A 16,077-nucleotide genomic window follows, 5' to 3' on the forward strand; every position below is an offset into this window, starting at 1 on the left:
GACTGGCCTCTTCGCGAGCAAGCTCGCTCCCACAGGGTTTCGTTGGGTGGCATAGATAGTGGTCGCACCGAAAACTCCTGTGGGAGCGAGCTTGCTCGCGAAGGGACCGGCACAGCTAACACAAAACCTCATGAACACACTTCATGAACCTGCCCACCACGCTTTGCACCTTGCCCCGAACCCCAGACAATTTCAGGATGCATCCAACAAGAACCCTGAAAAAGGATCAGTCTGATGTTTGCCGGATTCCTCAAAGACCAGCGTCGCGTCAATGGCGTCGACATTGCCTACCGCCTCGGCGGCAGCGGGCCGGGCCTGCTGTTGTTGCACGGCCACCCGCAGACCCACGTGATCTGGCACAAGATTGCCGAACAACTGGCCGAACACTTCACCGTGGTCGCCGCCGACCTGCGCGGTTACGGCGACAGCAGCCGGCCGGCCGCCGATGAGCTGCACGCCCATTACTGCAAACGTGAAATGGCCCGCGACAACGTCGAGCTGATGCAGTCGCTGGGCTTCGAGCAGTTCTCGGTCCTCGCCCACGACCGTGGCGCGCGGGTCGCTCATCGCCTGGCGCTCGATCATCCGGCCGCCGTGCAGCGCATGATGTTGCTGGACATCGCCCCGACCCTGTCGATGTACACGCAAACCAACGAAGCGTTCGCCCGCGCCTACTGGCACTGGTTCTTCCTGATTCGCCCGGCGCCGTTGCCGGAAACCCTGATCGAGGCCGATCCTCAGGGCTATCTGCGCAGCGTGATGGGCAGTCGCAGCGCCGGACTCAAGCCGTTTACCGATGCAGCCTTCGGCGAATACCTGCGCTGCCTGCAACAACCCGGCAGCGCCCGCGGCATCTGCGAGGATTACCGCGCCAGCGCCGGCATCGATCTGGAACACGATCGCGCCGACATCGCCGCCGGGCACCAGCTGAATCTGCCGCTGCGCGTGTTGTGGGGCGCCGAAGGCACGGTCGGCCGTTGCTTCAATCCGCTCAAGGAGTGGCGGCAAGTGGCGACCAACGTCAGCGGTCAGGCATTGCCCGCCGGCCATTACCTCGCCGAAGAAGTCCCCGAACTGTTGCTTGCCGAAGCACTGGCCTTTTTGCGCTGAGCAGCGCTTCGCCCTGACCTGAGACCGCTTCCTGCCACGGGCCGTCACTGGCCCGTGCGGGATCGTCATGCCCGAAAACCGCCTCGAGATAATAACAATGACTATTCGAAAACTGCTGGGAACCCTCTATGTGCAGGTGCTCATCGCCATCGCCCTCGGCGTGCTGACCGGCCATTACTGGCCGCAGGTCGGCGTTGATCTCAAGCCGTTGGGCGACGGTTTCATCAAACTGATCAAGATGATCATCGGCCCGATCATCTTCTGCACAGTGGTCTCCGGCATCACCAGCATGCACGACGTCAAACAGGTCGGCCGGGGCGGTGGCGGCAATGGTGTTGATCCTTGGTGTCGATCACTTTATGGCTGAATGCCGTTCGCTGACCAACATCATCGGCAACGCGGTCGCCGCCCTGGTCATCGCCGCGTGGGAAGGTGAACTGGACCGCGACAAACTCGCACCGATCGCCCTCAAGACCGGCCGTCACGCCCGGGCCGCGAAGGCCAGACTCGCCGCCGAGTAATCGCGCCCGATGGCAATGCTATGCTGGCGGCTTCTGCCGCCAGTGTTCGTTTTTGACATGTCCCAGAAGAAAGACACCGTGCCCCTGCCCGAAGACCTGCGTGTGCTGCTCACCGTAATCCGCAAGAACGGCTTTGCCGCCGCAGCGGATGAGTTGGGCCTGTCACCGGCCTATGTCAGCAAACGCATTCAGATTCTCGAAACCACCCTCGGCACTCGCCTGCTGCACCGCACCAGCCGTCGCGTCTCGCTGACCGAGGACGGCGAGCGCGTGCAACGTTGGGCGCTGCGCATTCTCGATGACTTTCAGCAACTGCACGACGAACTCTCCGACGCCCACGACAGCCCGCGTGGGCGTTTGCACCTCTGCAGCAGTTTCGGTTTCGGTCGCAATCACGTGGCACCGGCGGTGTCGTTGCTGGCGGAACGTTATCCAGAGCTTGAGATTCGCCTCGACCTGTTTGATCGAGTGGTGGACATCATCAACGAAGGCTTCGATCTTGAGATCCGCGTTGGCGATGACATTCCCGGCCAGCACATTGGTAGACGTCTGGTCAGCAATCGGCGGGTACTGTGCGCGGCACCGGGTTATCTAGAGCGTCGCGGCACACCGCAAACTCTCGATGAACTGCAGCAGCACGATTGCCTGGTGATCAAGGAGCGCGACAACGCCTTTGGCATCTGGAATCTGGATCGTGACGGCGCGCAAGAGAGCGTGCGGGTCAGCGGGCCATTGTCGTCGAACAATGGCGAAATTGTTTTGCAGTGGGCGCTGGATGGGCGTGGGGTGTTGCTGCGGTCATTGTGGGATGTGAAACCGCTGCTGGAGCAAGGGCGCTTGGTGCAGGTGCTGGACGATTACAGTCAGAGCGCGAATGTCTGGGCGGTGTACCCGACGCGGCTGGCGCACTCGGGCAAGTTGCGCGCGTGTGTGGAGTTTTTGCAGGAGCATTTCAAAGGTCTTTCCCTGTAACCACCCCCGCCCCCTGTAGGAGTGAGCCTGCTCGCGATAGCGGTGTGTCAGGCCCAGCAACTCTGACTGAGGCACTGCTATCGCGAGCAGGCTCACTCCCACAAGGGATCAGTGGTGGGTCAGGAAAGCCATGGGTTGTTGGCCAGATGCTCGCGCTCGAAGGCTTTGATCTGTTCGCGGCGTTGCAAAGTGCTGCCGATCGCATCCAGGCCCAGCAGCAACGCGGTTTTGCGCAGGGTATCGATCTGGAAATCGATCACACTGCCATCCGCCAGGCCAATGTGCTGCGCTTCAAGATCGATACTGATCCGCGCCGTTTCTGGCTCACCGACAAGCCGTCCGATGCGCTGCACCTGCGCCTCTTGCAACGTGATCAACAACACACCGTTGCGCTGGCAGTTATCGTAAAAGATCCCGGCAAAACTGCTGCCGATCAACGCGCGAATACCCAACTGCTGCAATCCCCACACCGCGTGCTCGCGACTGGAACCGCAGCCGAAATTCGGTCCGACCACGAGAAAGTTCGCGCCCCGCCAGGCAGGTTGATTCAGCACGAATTCAGGGTTTGGCGCGCCGTCCGGCAGAAATCGCAGATCGAAAAACACACCGCGATCCAGCCCTTGTCTGTCGATGCCCTTGAGGAACTGCTTGGGCATGATCACGTCAGTGTCAACGTTGGCCGCCAAAAACGCCGCGGCCTGACCGCTGACCTGAGTGAAGGGTTGCAGGCTCATGGGCGTTCTCCAAAGTGGCGGATGTCGGTAAGTCGACCGCTGATCGCCGCGGCGGCAACCATCGCCGGGCTCATCAGATGGGTGCGCGCTCCGGCGCCCTGACGACCTTCGAAATTGCGGTTGGTGCTGGACGCGCAGCGGTCGCCGGGGGCCAGCACATCGTCATTCATCGCCAGGCACATCGAGCAACCGGACTGGCGCCATTCAAAACCGGCGTCGATAAAGATCTGCGCCAGCCCTTCGACCTCAGCCTGCGCGCGAACTTCACTGGAGCCGGGGACGATCATCGCCCGGACATGGCTGGCGACCTGCTGACCTCGCACGACGCTGGCGGCATCGCGCAGGTCTTCGATCCGCGCGTTGGTGCACGATCCGATAAAGGCATGGCTGATGACGATGTCGCTGAGCGCCATGCCCGCTTCCAGGCCCATATAGTTGAGGGCGCGACGCATGTCCTGCCGCAGGATCGGGTCGCTGATCGCTTGCGGATCCGGCACTCGCGCACCGATGGCGGCGGCCTGATCAGGGCTGGTGCCCCAGGTGACCATCGGCTCCAGAACACTGGCGTCGAGGTGGATTTGCCGATCGAACACGGCGCCGGGATCGCTACGCAGCTCGCGCCACTTTTGCAGGCCTTGTTCCCACAGCTCACCTTGCGGCGCACGCGGTTTGCCTTGGAGATAGGCGAACACCTTGTCATCCGGGGCCATGAAGGCGCCACGCGCGCCGGCCTCGACGGCCATGTTGCAAATGGTCATGCGCGCTTCGACGCTCAGCGCGTCGATGGTCGAGCCACAGAACTCGATGGCGTAACCGGTGGCGCCGGCCGCGCCGATCTGGCCGATCAACGCCATGATCACGTCTTTGGAGGTCAGCCCCGGCGCCAGTTCGCCATCGACCGTCACGCGCAGGCTTTTCAGGCGTTTGTAGACCAGGGTCTGCGAGGCCAGCAGGTGCTCGATCTCCGACGTACCGATGCCGAAACCGAACGCCCCCAGCGCGCCATAGGTGGTGGTATGGCTGTCGCCGGCAGCGATGACCATGCCGGGCAAAATGAACCCCTGCTCCGGGGCGATGACATGTTCGATGCCCTGGCGTTTATCGAGGATGTCGAGCAGTTCGATCGCGAAGTCGCGGCAGTTTTCTGCCAGATAAGACACCTGTCGCGCACCGCCCGCATCAGGCATCGCCGCCACCCGCACCGGCGCGGTCGGATTGACGTGATCGACCACCGCCAGCGCCGTGCCCGGGCGCCAGACCTCGCGCCCGGCCGCGCGTAAACCGCTGAAGGCCTGCGGGCTGGTGTATTCGTTGATCACTTGGCGATCGATATACAACAGGACATGGCCCTGATCGTCGAGGCGGCACACGGTGTGCGAATCGATGTGTTTGTCGTAGAGGGTTCTGGGGTTCATCAAGGCGCTCACTCAGGCAATCTTTGTGATTTCCATCATAGGGAGCGTGGGTTGGCCATCAATTGCCTGACAGTGATGGCGTGGATCATGAATCGTGTTCGATCTGTCGATCAGCCGGCGGGAAGTGCGAAACATTTACTTTCATATCGCTTTTCGGGATTTGCTTCGTTCATTCGTCCTATAGAGATGCAGGCCGTTCGCGTAGGCAACAGCCACGACCGGTCTTTCGGGGTCTGCCGTGCTGCGAAGCCCGTAGCCACGCACCCTTTCACCGCTATCAAGACGCGCAATCATGTCGAAGAAATCCCGTTCCAAACTGTGGTTCCTGGTGCACAGCTGGCTGGCGTTACCGATCTGGTTTTTCGTACTGATCGTCTGTGTCACCGGCACTCTGGCAGTGGTCAGCCAGGAAATCGTCTGGCTGGCCAACCCGCAGATGCGCGCCAGCCAGCCGTCGGACGATGCCCCGCTGCTGAGCTTCGAACAGGTGCTGGCGGCGATCAAAAAAGCCGAGCCGCAAACACTGGTTGAAAGCATCAGCCGACCGGACGAATCGCACTTCGCCCTCGACGTCAGCGTGAGCTATCCGGACGGGCGCTCGCAGACCGTTTACGTCAACCCGTACACCGGGGTGATTCAAGGCAGTGCACCCGACTTCAACTTCCAGGCCTTCACCCGCGCCTTGCACGGCTGGTGGCTGGTGCCGTTCACCAACGGCTACAGCTGGGGCTGGTACCTGGTGTCGTTGCTCGGTTTGCCGATGCTCGCCTCGCTGGTCACCGGTCTGGTGGTGTACAAGCGCTTCTGGAAAGGCTTTCTGCGCCCGACCTTGCGCATTCGCCATGGTGCGCGGATTTTCTGGGGCGACTTCCATCGCCTCAGCGGGATCTGGTCGATCTGGTTCATCGCGGTGATTTCGATTACCGGCACCTGGTTCCTGATCCAGGCTTTCCTGTTCGACAACCAGGTGTCGATCTCCACCGAGCCGATCATTCCGGCCATGGCCCGTGAAAGCGTGCCGATCTCGGCCGACGCTTCGCCGCCGCCGCGGATCAGCCTCGATCGCGTGGTGGCGATCGCCGAGCAGAAAATTCCCGGCCTCGAAGTCAGTTTCATCAGCCTGCCCGGCAATGCCTACAGTCACCTCAACGTTGGCGGGCGCGGCTGGTATCCGCTGATGTTCCAGACGGCCACGCTCAACCCGTTCAACGGTGACGTGGCGGCCTCGCGGCTGATCGCCGACCGCTCTTCCCTGGAGTTCGTCACCGAATCCATGCGGCCGCTGCACACCGGTGATTTCGGTGGGCTGTGGATCAAGTTGATCTGGTTCTTCTTCGGCTTGCTGTTGAGCATGATGGTGCTCAGCGGTCTGCTGATCTGGACCAAACGTACCGCCCTGGCGACCGCCAACGCACTCAAGCGCGAAAGCAAGAAAGCCCGCAGCGCCCCGGCACAACCGGCCCTCGCCCGTGAAACCTCGGAGGCTAACCTGTGAGCCAGTCCAGCACCGTCACACCAGCGTCGCGCCTCAGTCGCTTCTGGCACAAATGGCGCTTCCACATCAATGCACTGCTGTTATTGATCCCGCTGGGATTCATGCCCAAGTATTTCGCCGATGCGTCGCTGTTTCGCGGCGACAGCGGTCTGGGCGAACGCGAGATCGGTGATATTCAGGTCGGCCCCTGGAGCCTGCGCCTGGCCGAACTGCGCAACGAAGCCCCGCACTTGAGCGGTCCCGCCGGCTACATGAAGGACTTCAATGCGGCGCTGTGCGACGCCTGTGTCGAACAGGTCAAGGCCACTTACCTGCGCATCGGCAAGCCTCGCAGCCTGCGCGCCGCCGGGGTGATCTTCTTCGGTACGCCGTATCGCATGGGCAGCCAGTTGCCGATCCCGGAAAAGACCAAAGCCGACGCCGAACTGTGGATCACCATGGAAGGCTGGGACGGCGCTATGCATCAGGCCTCGATTCCATTGAGCCAGGCCTCTCCCGCCACGCTGGCCTGGCTGAACCAACAAGGAGCCAAACCATGACTTGCCCGCAACGCCCTTTCCGCCTGCGGCTGAGTGCCGCACTGCTGGTGCTCGGCGCCGGCTTCAGTGCCAGCGCTCTGGCGCATAACCCGATGTGCGAATGCAAAGCCGTCGACGCCGACCAGATCAAATGCACTGGCGGTTTTTCCGACGGCAGCGGCGCACCGGGGGTGACCCTCGATGTGATCGGCTATGACGAAACGATTCTGCTGCCGGGCAAACTCGGTGCCGATTCCACGCTGACGTTCAAGAAGCCCGGCGCCGAGTTCTACGTGCTGTTCGATGCAGGTCCGGGTCACGTTGTGGAAATCGACCAGGCGGACATCGAAACCCCATGAGCACGCCAACCACACAAGTCGTACGCCCGGCCGGTGCCGGCCATGAAACCCTCAATGTGCTGCTGCTTTGCCTGCTGATCCTGGCGGTCGCCGGCTCGGTGGTGGCCTGGCGCGGGGTTTCCCATGAACCGGAACCGGTCGCCACTCACCAGCTCGACGCACGTCGCGACCTCAGTGCTTCCGAACAAGGCATCTATGCCGACCTGCGGGTGACCCTCGATGAAATCCGCCTGCTGCGTCAGGAACAGCAATCTCTGCCGACCCCGCAGCACCTCGCGGACGAAGGGTTTGCCCCGTTTGCACGGGACGCCAGCTCAGTCAGCCGTGGTGGTCATGCCTGGCAATTACTGGCCGACACCGCCTATTTCGGCCACAGCCAGACAATTGCCGTCGCCGGCTCATTCGTGATGCTGGTCAGCACCGACGATCAGACCGCGCCGGACATCTGGCTCAACCGCGATGCCAGCCTCAAAGTGCCGAGCGAACTGACCGCTGCGGCCCTGTCCGCTGCTGGCTGGAAACAGATCGTCGCGCAATACGATGCCGGGGTTACCCGCGAACATCGCCATTGATTCCTCGTCCTCACCCGAGAGAAGACCGTTTGCTCATGTCTATTTCATCGCCCCGCCGTCCGTTGTTGCGTCTGTTGTTAATCGGCCTTTGCGCCGCCCTGCTGAGCCCGCTGGCCAGCGCCGATCCGGCCAAGCGCCTGCGCATCGGCATCACCCTGCATCCTTATTACAGCTATGTGGCGAACATCGTCGGCGACAAGGCCGAGGTGGTGCCGCTGATCCCGGCCGGTTTCAACCCGCACGCCTACGAGCCACGCGCCGAAGACATCAAACGCATCAGCGGCCTCGATGTCATCGTGCTCAACGGTGTCGGCCATGACGACTTCGCCGACCGCATGATCGCCGCCAGTGAAACGCCGAACATCAAGACCATCGAAGCCAACGAAAACGTGCCCTTGCTGGCCGCCACCGGGGTGGCCGCGCGCGGTGCCGGCAAAGTCGTGAACCCGCACACGTTCCTGTCGATCAGCGCCTCCATCGCCCAGGTCAACAACATCGCCCGCGAACTGGGCAAGCTCGACCCGGACAACGCCAAGACCTACACGCAGAACGCCCGCGCCTATGGCAAACGCCTGCGGCAGATGCGCGCCGACGCGCTGGCCAAACTGACGCAGGCGCCGAACGCCGAACTGCGCGTGGCCACGGTGCACGCGGCTTATGACTACCTGCTGCGCGAGTTTGGTCTGGAGGTGACTGCGGTGGTCGAGCCGGCTCACGGCATCGAACCGAGCCCGAGCCAGTTGAAAAAGACCATCGATCAATTGCGCGAACTCGACGTCAAAGTGATCTTCTCGGAGATGGACTTCCCGTCCACCTACGTCGAGACCATTCAGCGCGAGTCCGGCGTCAAGCTGTACCCGCTGTCGCACATTTCCTACGGCGAATACACCGCCGACAAATACGAAAAGGAGATGACCGGCAACCTCAACACCGTGGTGCGAGCGATTCAGGAGTCGGGGGCATGACTTCAAAAGAAACCCTCCTGAACAAACCCGGTACTCCTGTGGGAGCGAGCTTGCTCGCGAATGCGTCCGTTCAGTCAATATCTTCATCGGATGACACACCGCTTTCGCGAGCAAGTCGAATCGTCGCACCGTCGCTCCCACAGGTCTGCGGTCCAACTTTGGATTTTTCAGAGATTTCTCTGACGCTGGGACGCACAACGATTCTCGACGACGTCAGCTTCCAGGTGCAGCCCGGCAGCGTCCACGCACTGGTCGGCCCCAACGGTGGCGGCAAGAGTTCGCTGATCAAGACCTTGCTCGGGCAAATGCCGCATCAGGGCCAGCTCAGCCTGCAATGGCCCGGCGCGCCCGGCACCATCGGTTATGTGCCGCAGGCGCTGGAATTCGATCGCGGCCTGCCGATGACCGTCGATGATTTCATGGCCGCGATGTGCCAGCGCCGCCCGGCGTTTCTCGGTTTGAGCAAGCACTATGCCGGTGCCATCGGCGAGGCGCTGGAACGGGTCGGCCTGCAGGACAAACGCAAGCGCCGCATGGGCGCCTTGTCCGGTGGTGAGCGCCAGCGCGTGCTTCTTGCCCAGGGTTTGATCCCGGCGCCGCAATTGCTGGTCCTCGATGAGCCGATGTCGGCCCTCGACGAGGCCGGGATTCAAGTCTTCGAACGCCTGCTCATTGACTGGCGCGCAGCGGGCATCACCGTGCTGTGGATCGAACACGATCTGGAAGCGGTCGGCCGCCTGGCCAATCGCGTCACCGGTCTCAACCGTCGCGTGCTGTTCGACGCGACGCCGCAACAGGCGCTGACCCCGGAACGCTTGCTGACCTTGTTTTCGACCCATCCACGGAGCGCTGTCTGATGAGTTACGAAGCCTTTCGTTTGATGGTTCAGGGTTGGGCCTCGTCCGGTTATCTGCCGGAAGCGCTGGCCTACGGTTTTGTCGTCAATGCGCTGCTTGCCGGCCTGTTGATCGGCCCGGTGCTCGGCGGCCTCGGCACGCTGGTGGTGGTCAAGCGCTTCGCGTTTTTCTCCGAAGCGGTCGGTCACGCGGCGCTGACCGGTGTGGCTATCGGTATTCTGCTCGGCGAACCCTACACCGGGCCGTACGGCAGCCTGTTCGGTTACTGCCTGTTGTTCGGCATCTTGCTTAATTACCTGCGCAACCGCACCGGTCTGGCGCCGGACACCTTGATCGGCGTATTTCTCTCGGTTTCGCTGGCCTTGGGTGCGAGCCTGCTGCTGATTCTGGCGGGCAAGATCAACGTGCACATTCTGGAAAACGTCCTGTTCGGCTCGGTGCTGACGGTCAACGGCAATGATCTGGCGGTGCTGGCCATCGTCGGTTCGCTGGTCATGGCCCTGGCCCTGCCGCTGTACAACCGCATCATGCTCGCCAGTTTCAACCCGCAACTGGCGGCAGTGCGCGGCGTGGCCGTGAAGACCCTGGATTATCTGTTCGTGATTCTGGTGACGCTGATTACCGTCGCGGCGGTGAAAGTCATCGGTGCGATTCTGGTCGGCGCCCTGCTGGTGATTCCAGCGGCCGCCGCGCGGTTGCTCAGCCAGTCGCTCAAGGGCTTTTTCTGGTGCTCGGTATTGATTGCCACGGTGAGCACGTTGTGCGGGATTCTTGCGCCGATCGTGTTTGACCTGCCGATCCCGTCCGGCGCCGCGATCATTCTGGTCGCCGGTATTGCCTTCGCCCTCGCCGCGATCGCGCGCGGGGTTGTCCCGAGTCTGAAAGGGAATCTTGGATAAATGACTTTTTCACTGCGAAAACTGACCTTGGCCATGACGCTGTGCGGTGCGGTCTGCACGCCGTTGCTGGCGGCTGAAAACGCTAAACCGTTGCGCGTGCTGGCCTCGTTGCCAATCACTTACGGCTTGGGCGAAGTGCTGCTCAAAGGCACTGACGTCAACCTTGAACGTGCGGCGCCGGCGAATCTGCCGGGCAGTCGCCAGACCGCGTACTTCATCGGTCGTGGTGCTCCGGCGCTGAGCAAACTGGCAACCGGTGCCGATGCGGTGATCGGTGTGCGCTCGCTGTGGGCCGATGACCCGCTGTACCCGATCGCCCGTCGCAGCAATATCCGCATCGTTGAAGTCGATGCCGCGCGCCCGGTCGACGGCGCCCTGCCCGGTATCGCTGTGCAAGCGGATCTGAAAGTCGATGGCTTGAACAGTCAGCCGTGGCTGGCGAGCAACAACATGGGACGCATGGCCGACGTGATCGCGGCGGATCTGGTGCGCCTGGCACCGAGCGCCAAGCCTGCGATCGAGGCGAATCTGGCGGCATTGAAACAGCGCCTGCTGAAACTCAGCGCCGACAGTGAGGCGCGTCTGGCCAGCGCTGACAATCTGAGCGTGCTGAGTTTGAGCGATCACTTCGGGTATCTGATCGGCAGCCTGAACCTGGAGCTGATCGGCCAGGATCCACGGCCGGATGCGGAGTGGACGGCAGAGGACCTGAAAAAACTCACCGCCACGCTCAAGGACAATGATGTCGCGGTGGTGCTGCATCATCGCCAGCCTTCGGAGCCGGTGAAAGCGGCGATTGCCGAGTCGGGTAGTCATCTGGTGGTGTTGAGCACCGATGCGGCGGATCCGGTGGCGGAGCTGGAAGGCAATGTGGATTTGCTGCTCAAGGGTCTGAGCGGGGCTTAGTTTCAGCCGGACCGCGTTATCGTTCTTCGCGAGCAGGCTCGCTCCCACAGGGGTTCGTGCACGACACAGATCCCATGTGGGAGCGGGCCTGCTCGCGAAGAGGCCAGCCCGGACAACACAAATCCAAGGCAAGAAAAAACCCGCTGACTGTCACCAGTCCAGCGGGTTTTCTTTTGCCCGGCCGCTTATTGCGCGGCAGCCTGCGCGTCCATCTTCTGACGCAGGCTCAGCGGACGCATGTCGGTCCAGACTTCTTCGATATAGGCCAGGCATTCCTTTTTCAGGCCGCTCTTGCCCACGGTGCGCCAGCCTTCCGGCACGGCTTTGTAGTCCGGCCAGATCGAGTACTGCTCTTCGTGGTTGACCACGACCTGAAAGAGGATGTCCTCGCGGTCGAATACTGACGTCATGCTGGTTCTCCATCGTTGTAAGGTCGGCTGCACAACAGGTGCAGCCGGGTATGTAGAAAGAACGTTCGGCGCGGCGAAAAATTTACAGCGCAGCGGTCGCAGCGGCCAAAGCGCGACCGAAGATTTGCGCAACGCGGTCGATTTCGGCGGCGGTGATCACCAGCGGCGGCAGGAAACGCACCACCGCGCCGTGCCGGCCGCCCAGCTCCAGAATCAAGCCACGCTTAAGGCATTCACGCTGCACCAGCGGCGCCAGCCGCGCGAAGGCGGGCGGGTGACCGAGCGCATCCGCAGCGCCCGTCGGGTCGACCAGTTCAACGCCGAGCATCAGGCCACGCCCACGAATGTCGCCCAGTTGCGGGAAGTCGCGCTGCAGGATGTGCAGATGCTCGCTCAGACGCTCGCCCATGGCGGCGGCGTGTTCGCAGACCTTGTGCTCGAGCAGGTAACGCATCACCGCGGAACCGGCGGCCATGGCCATCTGATTGCCACGGAAAGTGCCGGCGTGTGCGCCGGGCTGCCAGGTATCGAGCCAGTCACGATAGACCACCACCGCCAGCGGCAGGCTGCCGCCGATGGCTTTGGACAACACCACGACGTCCGGGATGATCCCGGCGTGTTCAAAGGCAAACATCTTGCCGGTGCGGGCGAAACCGCTCTGGATCTCGTCGACGATCAGCGCGACGCCCGCCTTCTCGGTGATCCGGCGCAAACCGCGCAGCCACTCGATGTCTGCCGGAATCACACCGCCCTCGCCCTGCACCGCTTCGACGATCACCGCCGCTGGCAGTTGCACACCGGCTTCGGGGTCGTTGAGCAGGTTATCCAGGTAGCTCAAGTTGGCCTTCACACCCGCCGCGCCGCCGAGGCCGAACGGGCAACGGTAGTCATACGGGAACGGCATGAATTGCACGCCGTTGCTGAGCAACGCACCCAGCGGCTTTTTCGGCCCCAGGCTGCCCATCAGGCTCAACGCGCCCTGACTCATGCCGTGGTAACCACCGGAGAACGACAGCACCGTGCTGCGTCCGGTCGCGGTGCGTACCAGTTTCAGCGCGGCTTCCACGGCATCGGTGCCGGTCGGGCCGCAGAACTGGATTTTCGCCTGCGCGGCCAGCTCAGGTGGCAGCAAACCGAACAGGTCCTGGACGAACTGATCCTTGACCGGCGTGGTCAGGTCGAGGGTGTGCAGCGGCAACTCGTCAGCCAGCACCTGCTGGATCGCCTCGATCACCACCGGATGGTTATGCCCCAATGCCAGCGTACCGGCACCAGCCAGGCAGTCGATGAAGGTGCGCCCTTCGACGTCTTCGACATACAGGCCCCTGGCCCGTTTGAGGGCCAGGGGAATGCGCCGCGGATAACTGCGCGCATTGGATTCCTGCTGGCTCTGGCGAGCGAGCAACGGTGATTCATTGAACTGGTACAAGGTTTCGGCCGGCGCGCAGGCGACCCGGGCCGACGGCTCTTCGATAAGGCTGGTGGCGACTGACATCTCTCGACCCCTCAATACGCTATGGATAGTGACCAAAACAGCACACTGGACAGGTGCGCGTTCCGGTCGCGGAGCGCACTTGCAGGTTTTCCTGTTCTGGAAACGCTTAAGCGTCGTGAGGATTTAGCCCCTTGATCGATTGTCCGGCCAATCAGACAAATGACTTGATCATGGGCAGGGTCTGCAAGCCTTCGTGGGTGAAGGCTTGTGCGCACTCGCCATAGCCCAGACGCCGATAGAATGGCTCACCGGTGCGCGTGCTGTTGAGGCTCGCGTACGGTGCTCCGCGAATACGCATCCAGCCTTCCAGATCGTCCATCAACGCCCTTCCCACGCCGCGTCGAAAGCATTCCGGCTGCACATAACAAAAGGTGATCTCACCGTTGGCCGCCGCCATGCCGACGCCGACCGGTTTGTCGCGCAACAAGACGATGTTCAGATAAAACCGCGGATCGGCCAGCCAGGCACTGATGTGCTCGGCCGATTGCTGGCGAACCCAGGCCTGGACGCGTTGTGGATCGTTGCGGTGGTCGAGTGCACAACCGATGCGAATCGAACGTTCGATGATGCGGCTGATGATACCGGCGTCGGCCAGGATGGCCGGACGAATGCAGATGGGTGCTTCCATGGCGCAGTTCCCTCAATCCATTGAGTCAAAGCTGCGCTGACCTTAACCCCGCTCCAGCCGGATAGCGAACGCCGAGAAGTTACATTTGATGTGCCAGAACATCAGCCCTTGTGGGAGCGAGCCTGCTCGCGAAAGCAATTTGTCAGCCACTTCGATGCTGACTGTGCCGCCGTCGTCGCGAGCAGGCTCGCTCCCACAGGGGATTTGCGGTGGGGTCAGACGGGTTGCAACGGCATGGTCAGTTCAACCCGCAAACCATCCGGGCGGCTGTCGAAATGCAGCGCGCAGTCGCAACGCTGGACGATCGCCTGAACAATCGCCAGACCGAGGCCACAACCGGTGCTCTGGCCGTTGCGCCAGAAGCGTTGGGTCAGGTGTTGCAAATCGTCCGGCGCAATACCCGGACCGTGGTCACGCACGACAAAGCGCACGCGGTTGCCAATGGTTTCCAGGCTCAACTCGACCGCACAATCCTCCGGCGTATGGCGCAAGGCGTTGTCGAGCAAATTGCGCAGCGCGGCAATCGACAGCACCGCCGGCATTTGCAACGGCGCGGCCGACAATGCCGCAGGCAATTGCAGTTTGATCCGCAGGCGCTCGCCACCGGTGGCGTCCTGAATCGCCAGGCGTGCCACTTGCTCGGCGCTGCACTGCGAACCGTCATCGAACGACAGGCTGCCTTCGACCCGCGCCAGCAGCAGCAATTGCTCCAGCGTGCGATGCAAGCGATCGGCGCCCTCTTCGGCGCGTGCCAATGATTGATCGCGCGCGCTGCCTTCGGTCATCCGCGCTACCTGCAGGTGGGTCTTGATCGCCGTCAGCGGACTGCGCAGTTCATGGGCGGCGTCACCGGTCAGGCGACGCTCGCGTTCGATGGTCTTGCCGATGCGCTGGAACAGTTGATTCTGGGTGTCGAGCAACGGCTTCAACTCGCTGGGAAACGCCTGCAATTGCAGCGGTTCAAGCGAGTCGGCATTGCGCCGCATCAACGCTTCGCGCAATCGGTTGAGCGGCGCCAACCCTTGGCCAATTCCCAGCCACAGCAGGCACAGACAACCGAGCAGCGCCACACCGACCGGCACCGACGCCGCCAGCAGGATCGACATGTTCAGCGCTTCGCGTTCGATCTGCCGATCCGCCGTGGTGATGCGCACATCGCCTCGAGCGAGGGTGAAGCTGCGCCACGGCGCGCCATCGATCATCTGATCGTGAAAGCCCATTTTCTCGGCTTCCAGTGCCTGCTCGGGATTGTTGTGACTGCGCGCGAGAATCTCGCCGCGCAACGAACTGACCTGGCACGCCATGCCACCGGGGATGTTCAATTGTTCGGCACTGAAATGCGTGCCCTCGCCTTTGCTCGGCAATGTCGGCAATTGCTCCAGCAACCCGGCGACCATGCGCGCCGAGGCGACCAGACGCTGGTCGAGGGAAAACATCATCTGGTTGCGCAGGTCGCTGAGCATCCAGGCCGCGGCCAGCGCCCAGATCAGCGCGAACGCAGCGCCGAGGGTCAGGCTCAGGCGCAGTCGCAGACTCATCACTTGCCTTGCTCTCCACCGTCGGCCGGGCCCAGGCGATAGCCGAGGCCGCGCACCGTTTCGACGATGCCTTTACCGAGTTTGCTGCGCAGGTGATGGATATGCACGTTGAGCGCATTGCTCTCCAGCTCATCGTTGAAGCCGTAGACGCTGTCCTTCAATTGCTCGGTGGACAACACCCGCCCCCGGTTGTGCAACAGCGCCTGCAACAGCGATTGCTCGCGCCGCGACAAGTCCACCGGTTGCCCGGCCAGCGTGGTTTCACGGCTGCTCGGGTCGTAGGTCAGCGCGCCGTGCTCGATCAGATTGACGCTACGCCCGGCAACCCGCCGCAACAGGGTTTGCAGACGGGCGAACAGTTCACGCAGATCGAACGGCTTGAGCAGGTAATCGTCAGCCCCGGCCTGCAAACCGTCAACGCGGTCGGTGACCGAGTCGCGCGCGGTCAGAATCAGCACCGGAATCTCCAGGCCGCTCTGGCGCAATTGCTGTAGCAACTTGAGGCCATCTTCGTCGGGCAGGCCGAGATCGAGCACCATCACGTCAAATTCGGCGACCTTGAGCATCGCCCGCGCCTTGGATGCGGTGTTGACGTGCTCGACCGTCAGCCCTTGAGCGGTGAGACCGGCAACGATCCCGCTGGCGATCAGCTCATCGTCTTCGCAAACCAGTACGTGCATGGG

The 16,077-nt window shown here is 62.3% G+C and carries 18 protein-coding genes and 1 pseudogene; 12 read left to right on the forward strand and 7 right to left on the reverse strand.

Annotated features, from left to right (window positions below; translation table 11 throughout):
- Positions 1-234: 234 nt before the first annotated feature.
- The 4 genes and pseudogenes from A8O26_RS23925 (at position 235) to A8O26_RS23935 (ending at position 2,603) form a co-directional block, all read left to right on the forward strand.
- Complete coding sequence (locus tag A8O26_RS23925) at positions 235-1,110, forward strand: alpha/beta fold hydrolase (RefSeq protein ID WP_064120184.1); 876 nt, start codon at positions 235-237, stop codon at positions 1,108-1,110.
- A 97-nt stretch (positions 1,111-1,207) separates the two neighbouring features.
- A pseudogene (locus A8O26_RS23930) lies at positions 1,208-1,435 on the forward strand (cation:dicarboxylate symporter family transporter); the annotation flags it as partial.
- A 34-nt stretch (positions 1,436-1,469) separates the two neighbouring features.
- Positions 1,470-1,631 carry a hypothetical protein gene (locus A8O26_RS29870; RefSeq protein WP_155740684.1) on the forward strand — a complete coding sequence of 54 codons (162 nt, stop codon included), beginning with the start codon at positions 1,470-1,472 and terminating at the stop codon, positions 1,629-1,631.
- 57 nt (positions 1,632-1,688) lie between these two features.
- A complete protein-coding gene (locus A8O26_RS23935) occupies positions 1,689-2,603 on the forward strand; it encodes a LysR substrate-binding domain-containing protein (protein ID WP_064120186.1) in 915 nt (304 codons plus the stop codon).
- A gap of 119 nt (positions 2,604-2,722) precedes the next feature.
- Here the strand turns inward: A8O26_RS23935 and leuD are convergent, their stop codons facing one another.
- Together leuD and leuC are read right to left on the reverse strand one after the other, a co-directional pair.
- Positions 2,723-3,337 (reverse strand): 3-isopropylmalate dehydratase small subunit, encoded by a 615-nt coding sequence (gene leuD, locus A8O26_RS23940; protein WP_064120187.1) that lies wholly within the window; start codon positions 3,335-3,337, stop codon positions 2,723-2,725.
- Positions 3,334-4,752 carry a 3-isopropylmalate dehydratase large subunit gene (gene leuC, locus A8O26_RS23945; protein ID WP_064120188.1) on the reverse strand — a complete coding sequence of 473 codons (1,419 nt, stop codon included), beginning with the start codon at positions 4,750-4,752 and terminating at the stop codon, positions 3,334-3,336. Before leuC ends, leuD begins: the two co-directional genes overlap by 4 nt.
- A 292-nt stretch (positions 4,753-5,044) precedes the next feature.
- Between leuC and A8O26_RS23950 the strand changes: the two genes are divergently transcribed.
- From A8O26_RS23950 to A8O26_RS23985, 8 genes are read left to right on the forward strand one after another with little or no spacing between them, the layout of a single operon-like run.
- A complete protein-coding gene (locus tag A8O26_RS23950) occupies positions 5,045-6,247 on the forward strand; it encodes a PepSY-associated TM helix domain-containing protein (RefSeq protein WP_064120189.1) in 1,203 nt (400 codons plus the stop codon).
- Positions 6,244-6,786: a hypothetical protein gene (locus A8O26_RS23955; protein WP_064120190.1), complete on the forward strand. Its 543-nt coding sequence runs from the start codon at positions 6,244-6,246 to the stop codon at positions 6,784-6,786. Before A8O26_RS23950 ends, A8O26_RS23955 begins: the two co-directional genes overlap by 4 nt.
- Entirely contained in the window at positions 6,783-7,124 is a 342-nt protein-coding gene (locus tag A8O26_RS23960) for a hypothetical protein (protein WP_064120191.1), read from the forward strand. The genes A8O26_RS23955 and A8O26_RS23960 overlap by 4 nt, the downstream gene beginning before the upstream one ends.
- Entirely contained in the window at positions 7,121-7,696 is a 576-nt protein-coding gene (locus A8O26_RS23965) for a DUF6162 family protein (protein ID WP_064120192.1), read from the forward strand. Before A8O26_RS23960 ends, A8O26_RS23965 begins: the two co-directional genes overlap by 4 nt.
- A gap of 35 nt (positions 7,697-7,731) precedes the next feature.
- Positions 7,732-8,661 (forward strand): metal ABC transporter substrate-binding protein, encoded by a 930-nt coding sequence (locus tag A8O26_RS23970; RefSeq protein WP_064120193.1) that lies wholly within the window; start codon positions 7,732-7,734, stop codon positions 8,659-8,661.
- Positions 8,658-9,518, forward strand: a complete 861-nt coding sequence (locus A8O26_RS23975) for a metal ABC transporter ATP-binding protein (RefSeq protein WP_064120194.1) — start codon at positions 8,658-8,660, stop codon at positions 9,516-9,518. Before A8O26_RS23970 ends, A8O26_RS23975 begins: the two co-directional genes overlap by 4 nt.
- Positions 9,518-10,417, forward strand: coding sequence for a metal ABC transporter permease (locus A8O26_RS23980; RefSeq protein ID WP_007917717.1), 900 nt, complete (start codon positions 9,518-9,520; stop codon positions 10,415-10,417). Before A8O26_RS23975 ends, A8O26_RS23980 begins: the two co-directional genes overlap by 1 nt.
- Positions 10,418-11,323, forward strand: a complete 906-nt coding sequence (locus A8O26_RS23985; RefSeq protein ID WP_064120195.1) for a metal ABC transporter substrate-binding protein — start codon at positions 10,418-10,420, stop codon at positions 11,321-11,323.
- Between the two features lie 185 nt (positions 11,324-11,508).
- Here the strand turns inward: A8O26_RS23985 and A8O26_RS23990 are convergent, their stop codons facing one another.
- The 5 genes from A8O26_RS23990 to A8O26_RS24010 all read right to left on the reverse strand — a co-directional run bounded on the left by A8O26_RS23990 (position 11,509) and on the right by A8O26_RS24010 (position 16,074).
- A complete protein-coding gene (locus A8O26_RS23990; RefSeq protein WP_064120196.1) occupies positions 11,509-11,733 on the reverse strand; it encodes an MbtH family protein in 225 nt (74 codons plus the stop codon).
- A gap of 82 nt (positions 11,734-11,815) precedes the next feature.
- Positions 11,816-13,228, reverse strand: a complete 1,413-nt coding sequence (locus tag A8O26_RS23995; protein WP_064120197.1) for an aspartate aminotransferase family protein — start codon at positions 13,226-13,228, stop codon at positions 11,816-11,818.
- 151 nt (positions 13,229-13,379) lie between these two features.
- Positions 13,380-13,856: a GNAT family N-acetyltransferase gene (locus A8O26_RS24000; RefSeq protein ID WP_064120198.1), complete on the reverse strand. Its 477-nt coding sequence runs from the start codon at positions 13,854-13,856 to the stop codon at positions 13,380-13,382.
- A 215-nt stretch (positions 13,857-14,071) separates the two neighbouring features.
- Positions 14,072-15,394, reverse strand: coding sequence for an ATP-binding protein (locus A8O26_RS24005; RefSeq protein WP_064120199.1), 1,323 nt, complete (start codon positions 15,392-15,394; stop codon positions 14,072-14,074).
- Positions 15,394-16,074, reverse strand: coding sequence for a response regulator (locus A8O26_RS24010; protein ID WP_064120200.1), 681 nt, complete (start codon positions 16,072-16,074; stop codon positions 15,394-15,396). Before A8O26_RS24010 ends, A8O26_RS24005 begins: the two co-directional genes overlap by 1 nt.
- Between the last annotated feature and the right edge of the window lie 3 nt (positions 16,075-16,077).

Origin of the sequence: Pseudomonas fluorescens, from assembly GCF_001648775.1 — a bacterium.
Classification (GTDB): Bacteria; Pseudomonadota; Gammaproteobacteria; order Pseudomonadales; family Pseudomonadaceae; genus Aquipseudomonas; species Aquipseudomonas fluorescens_M.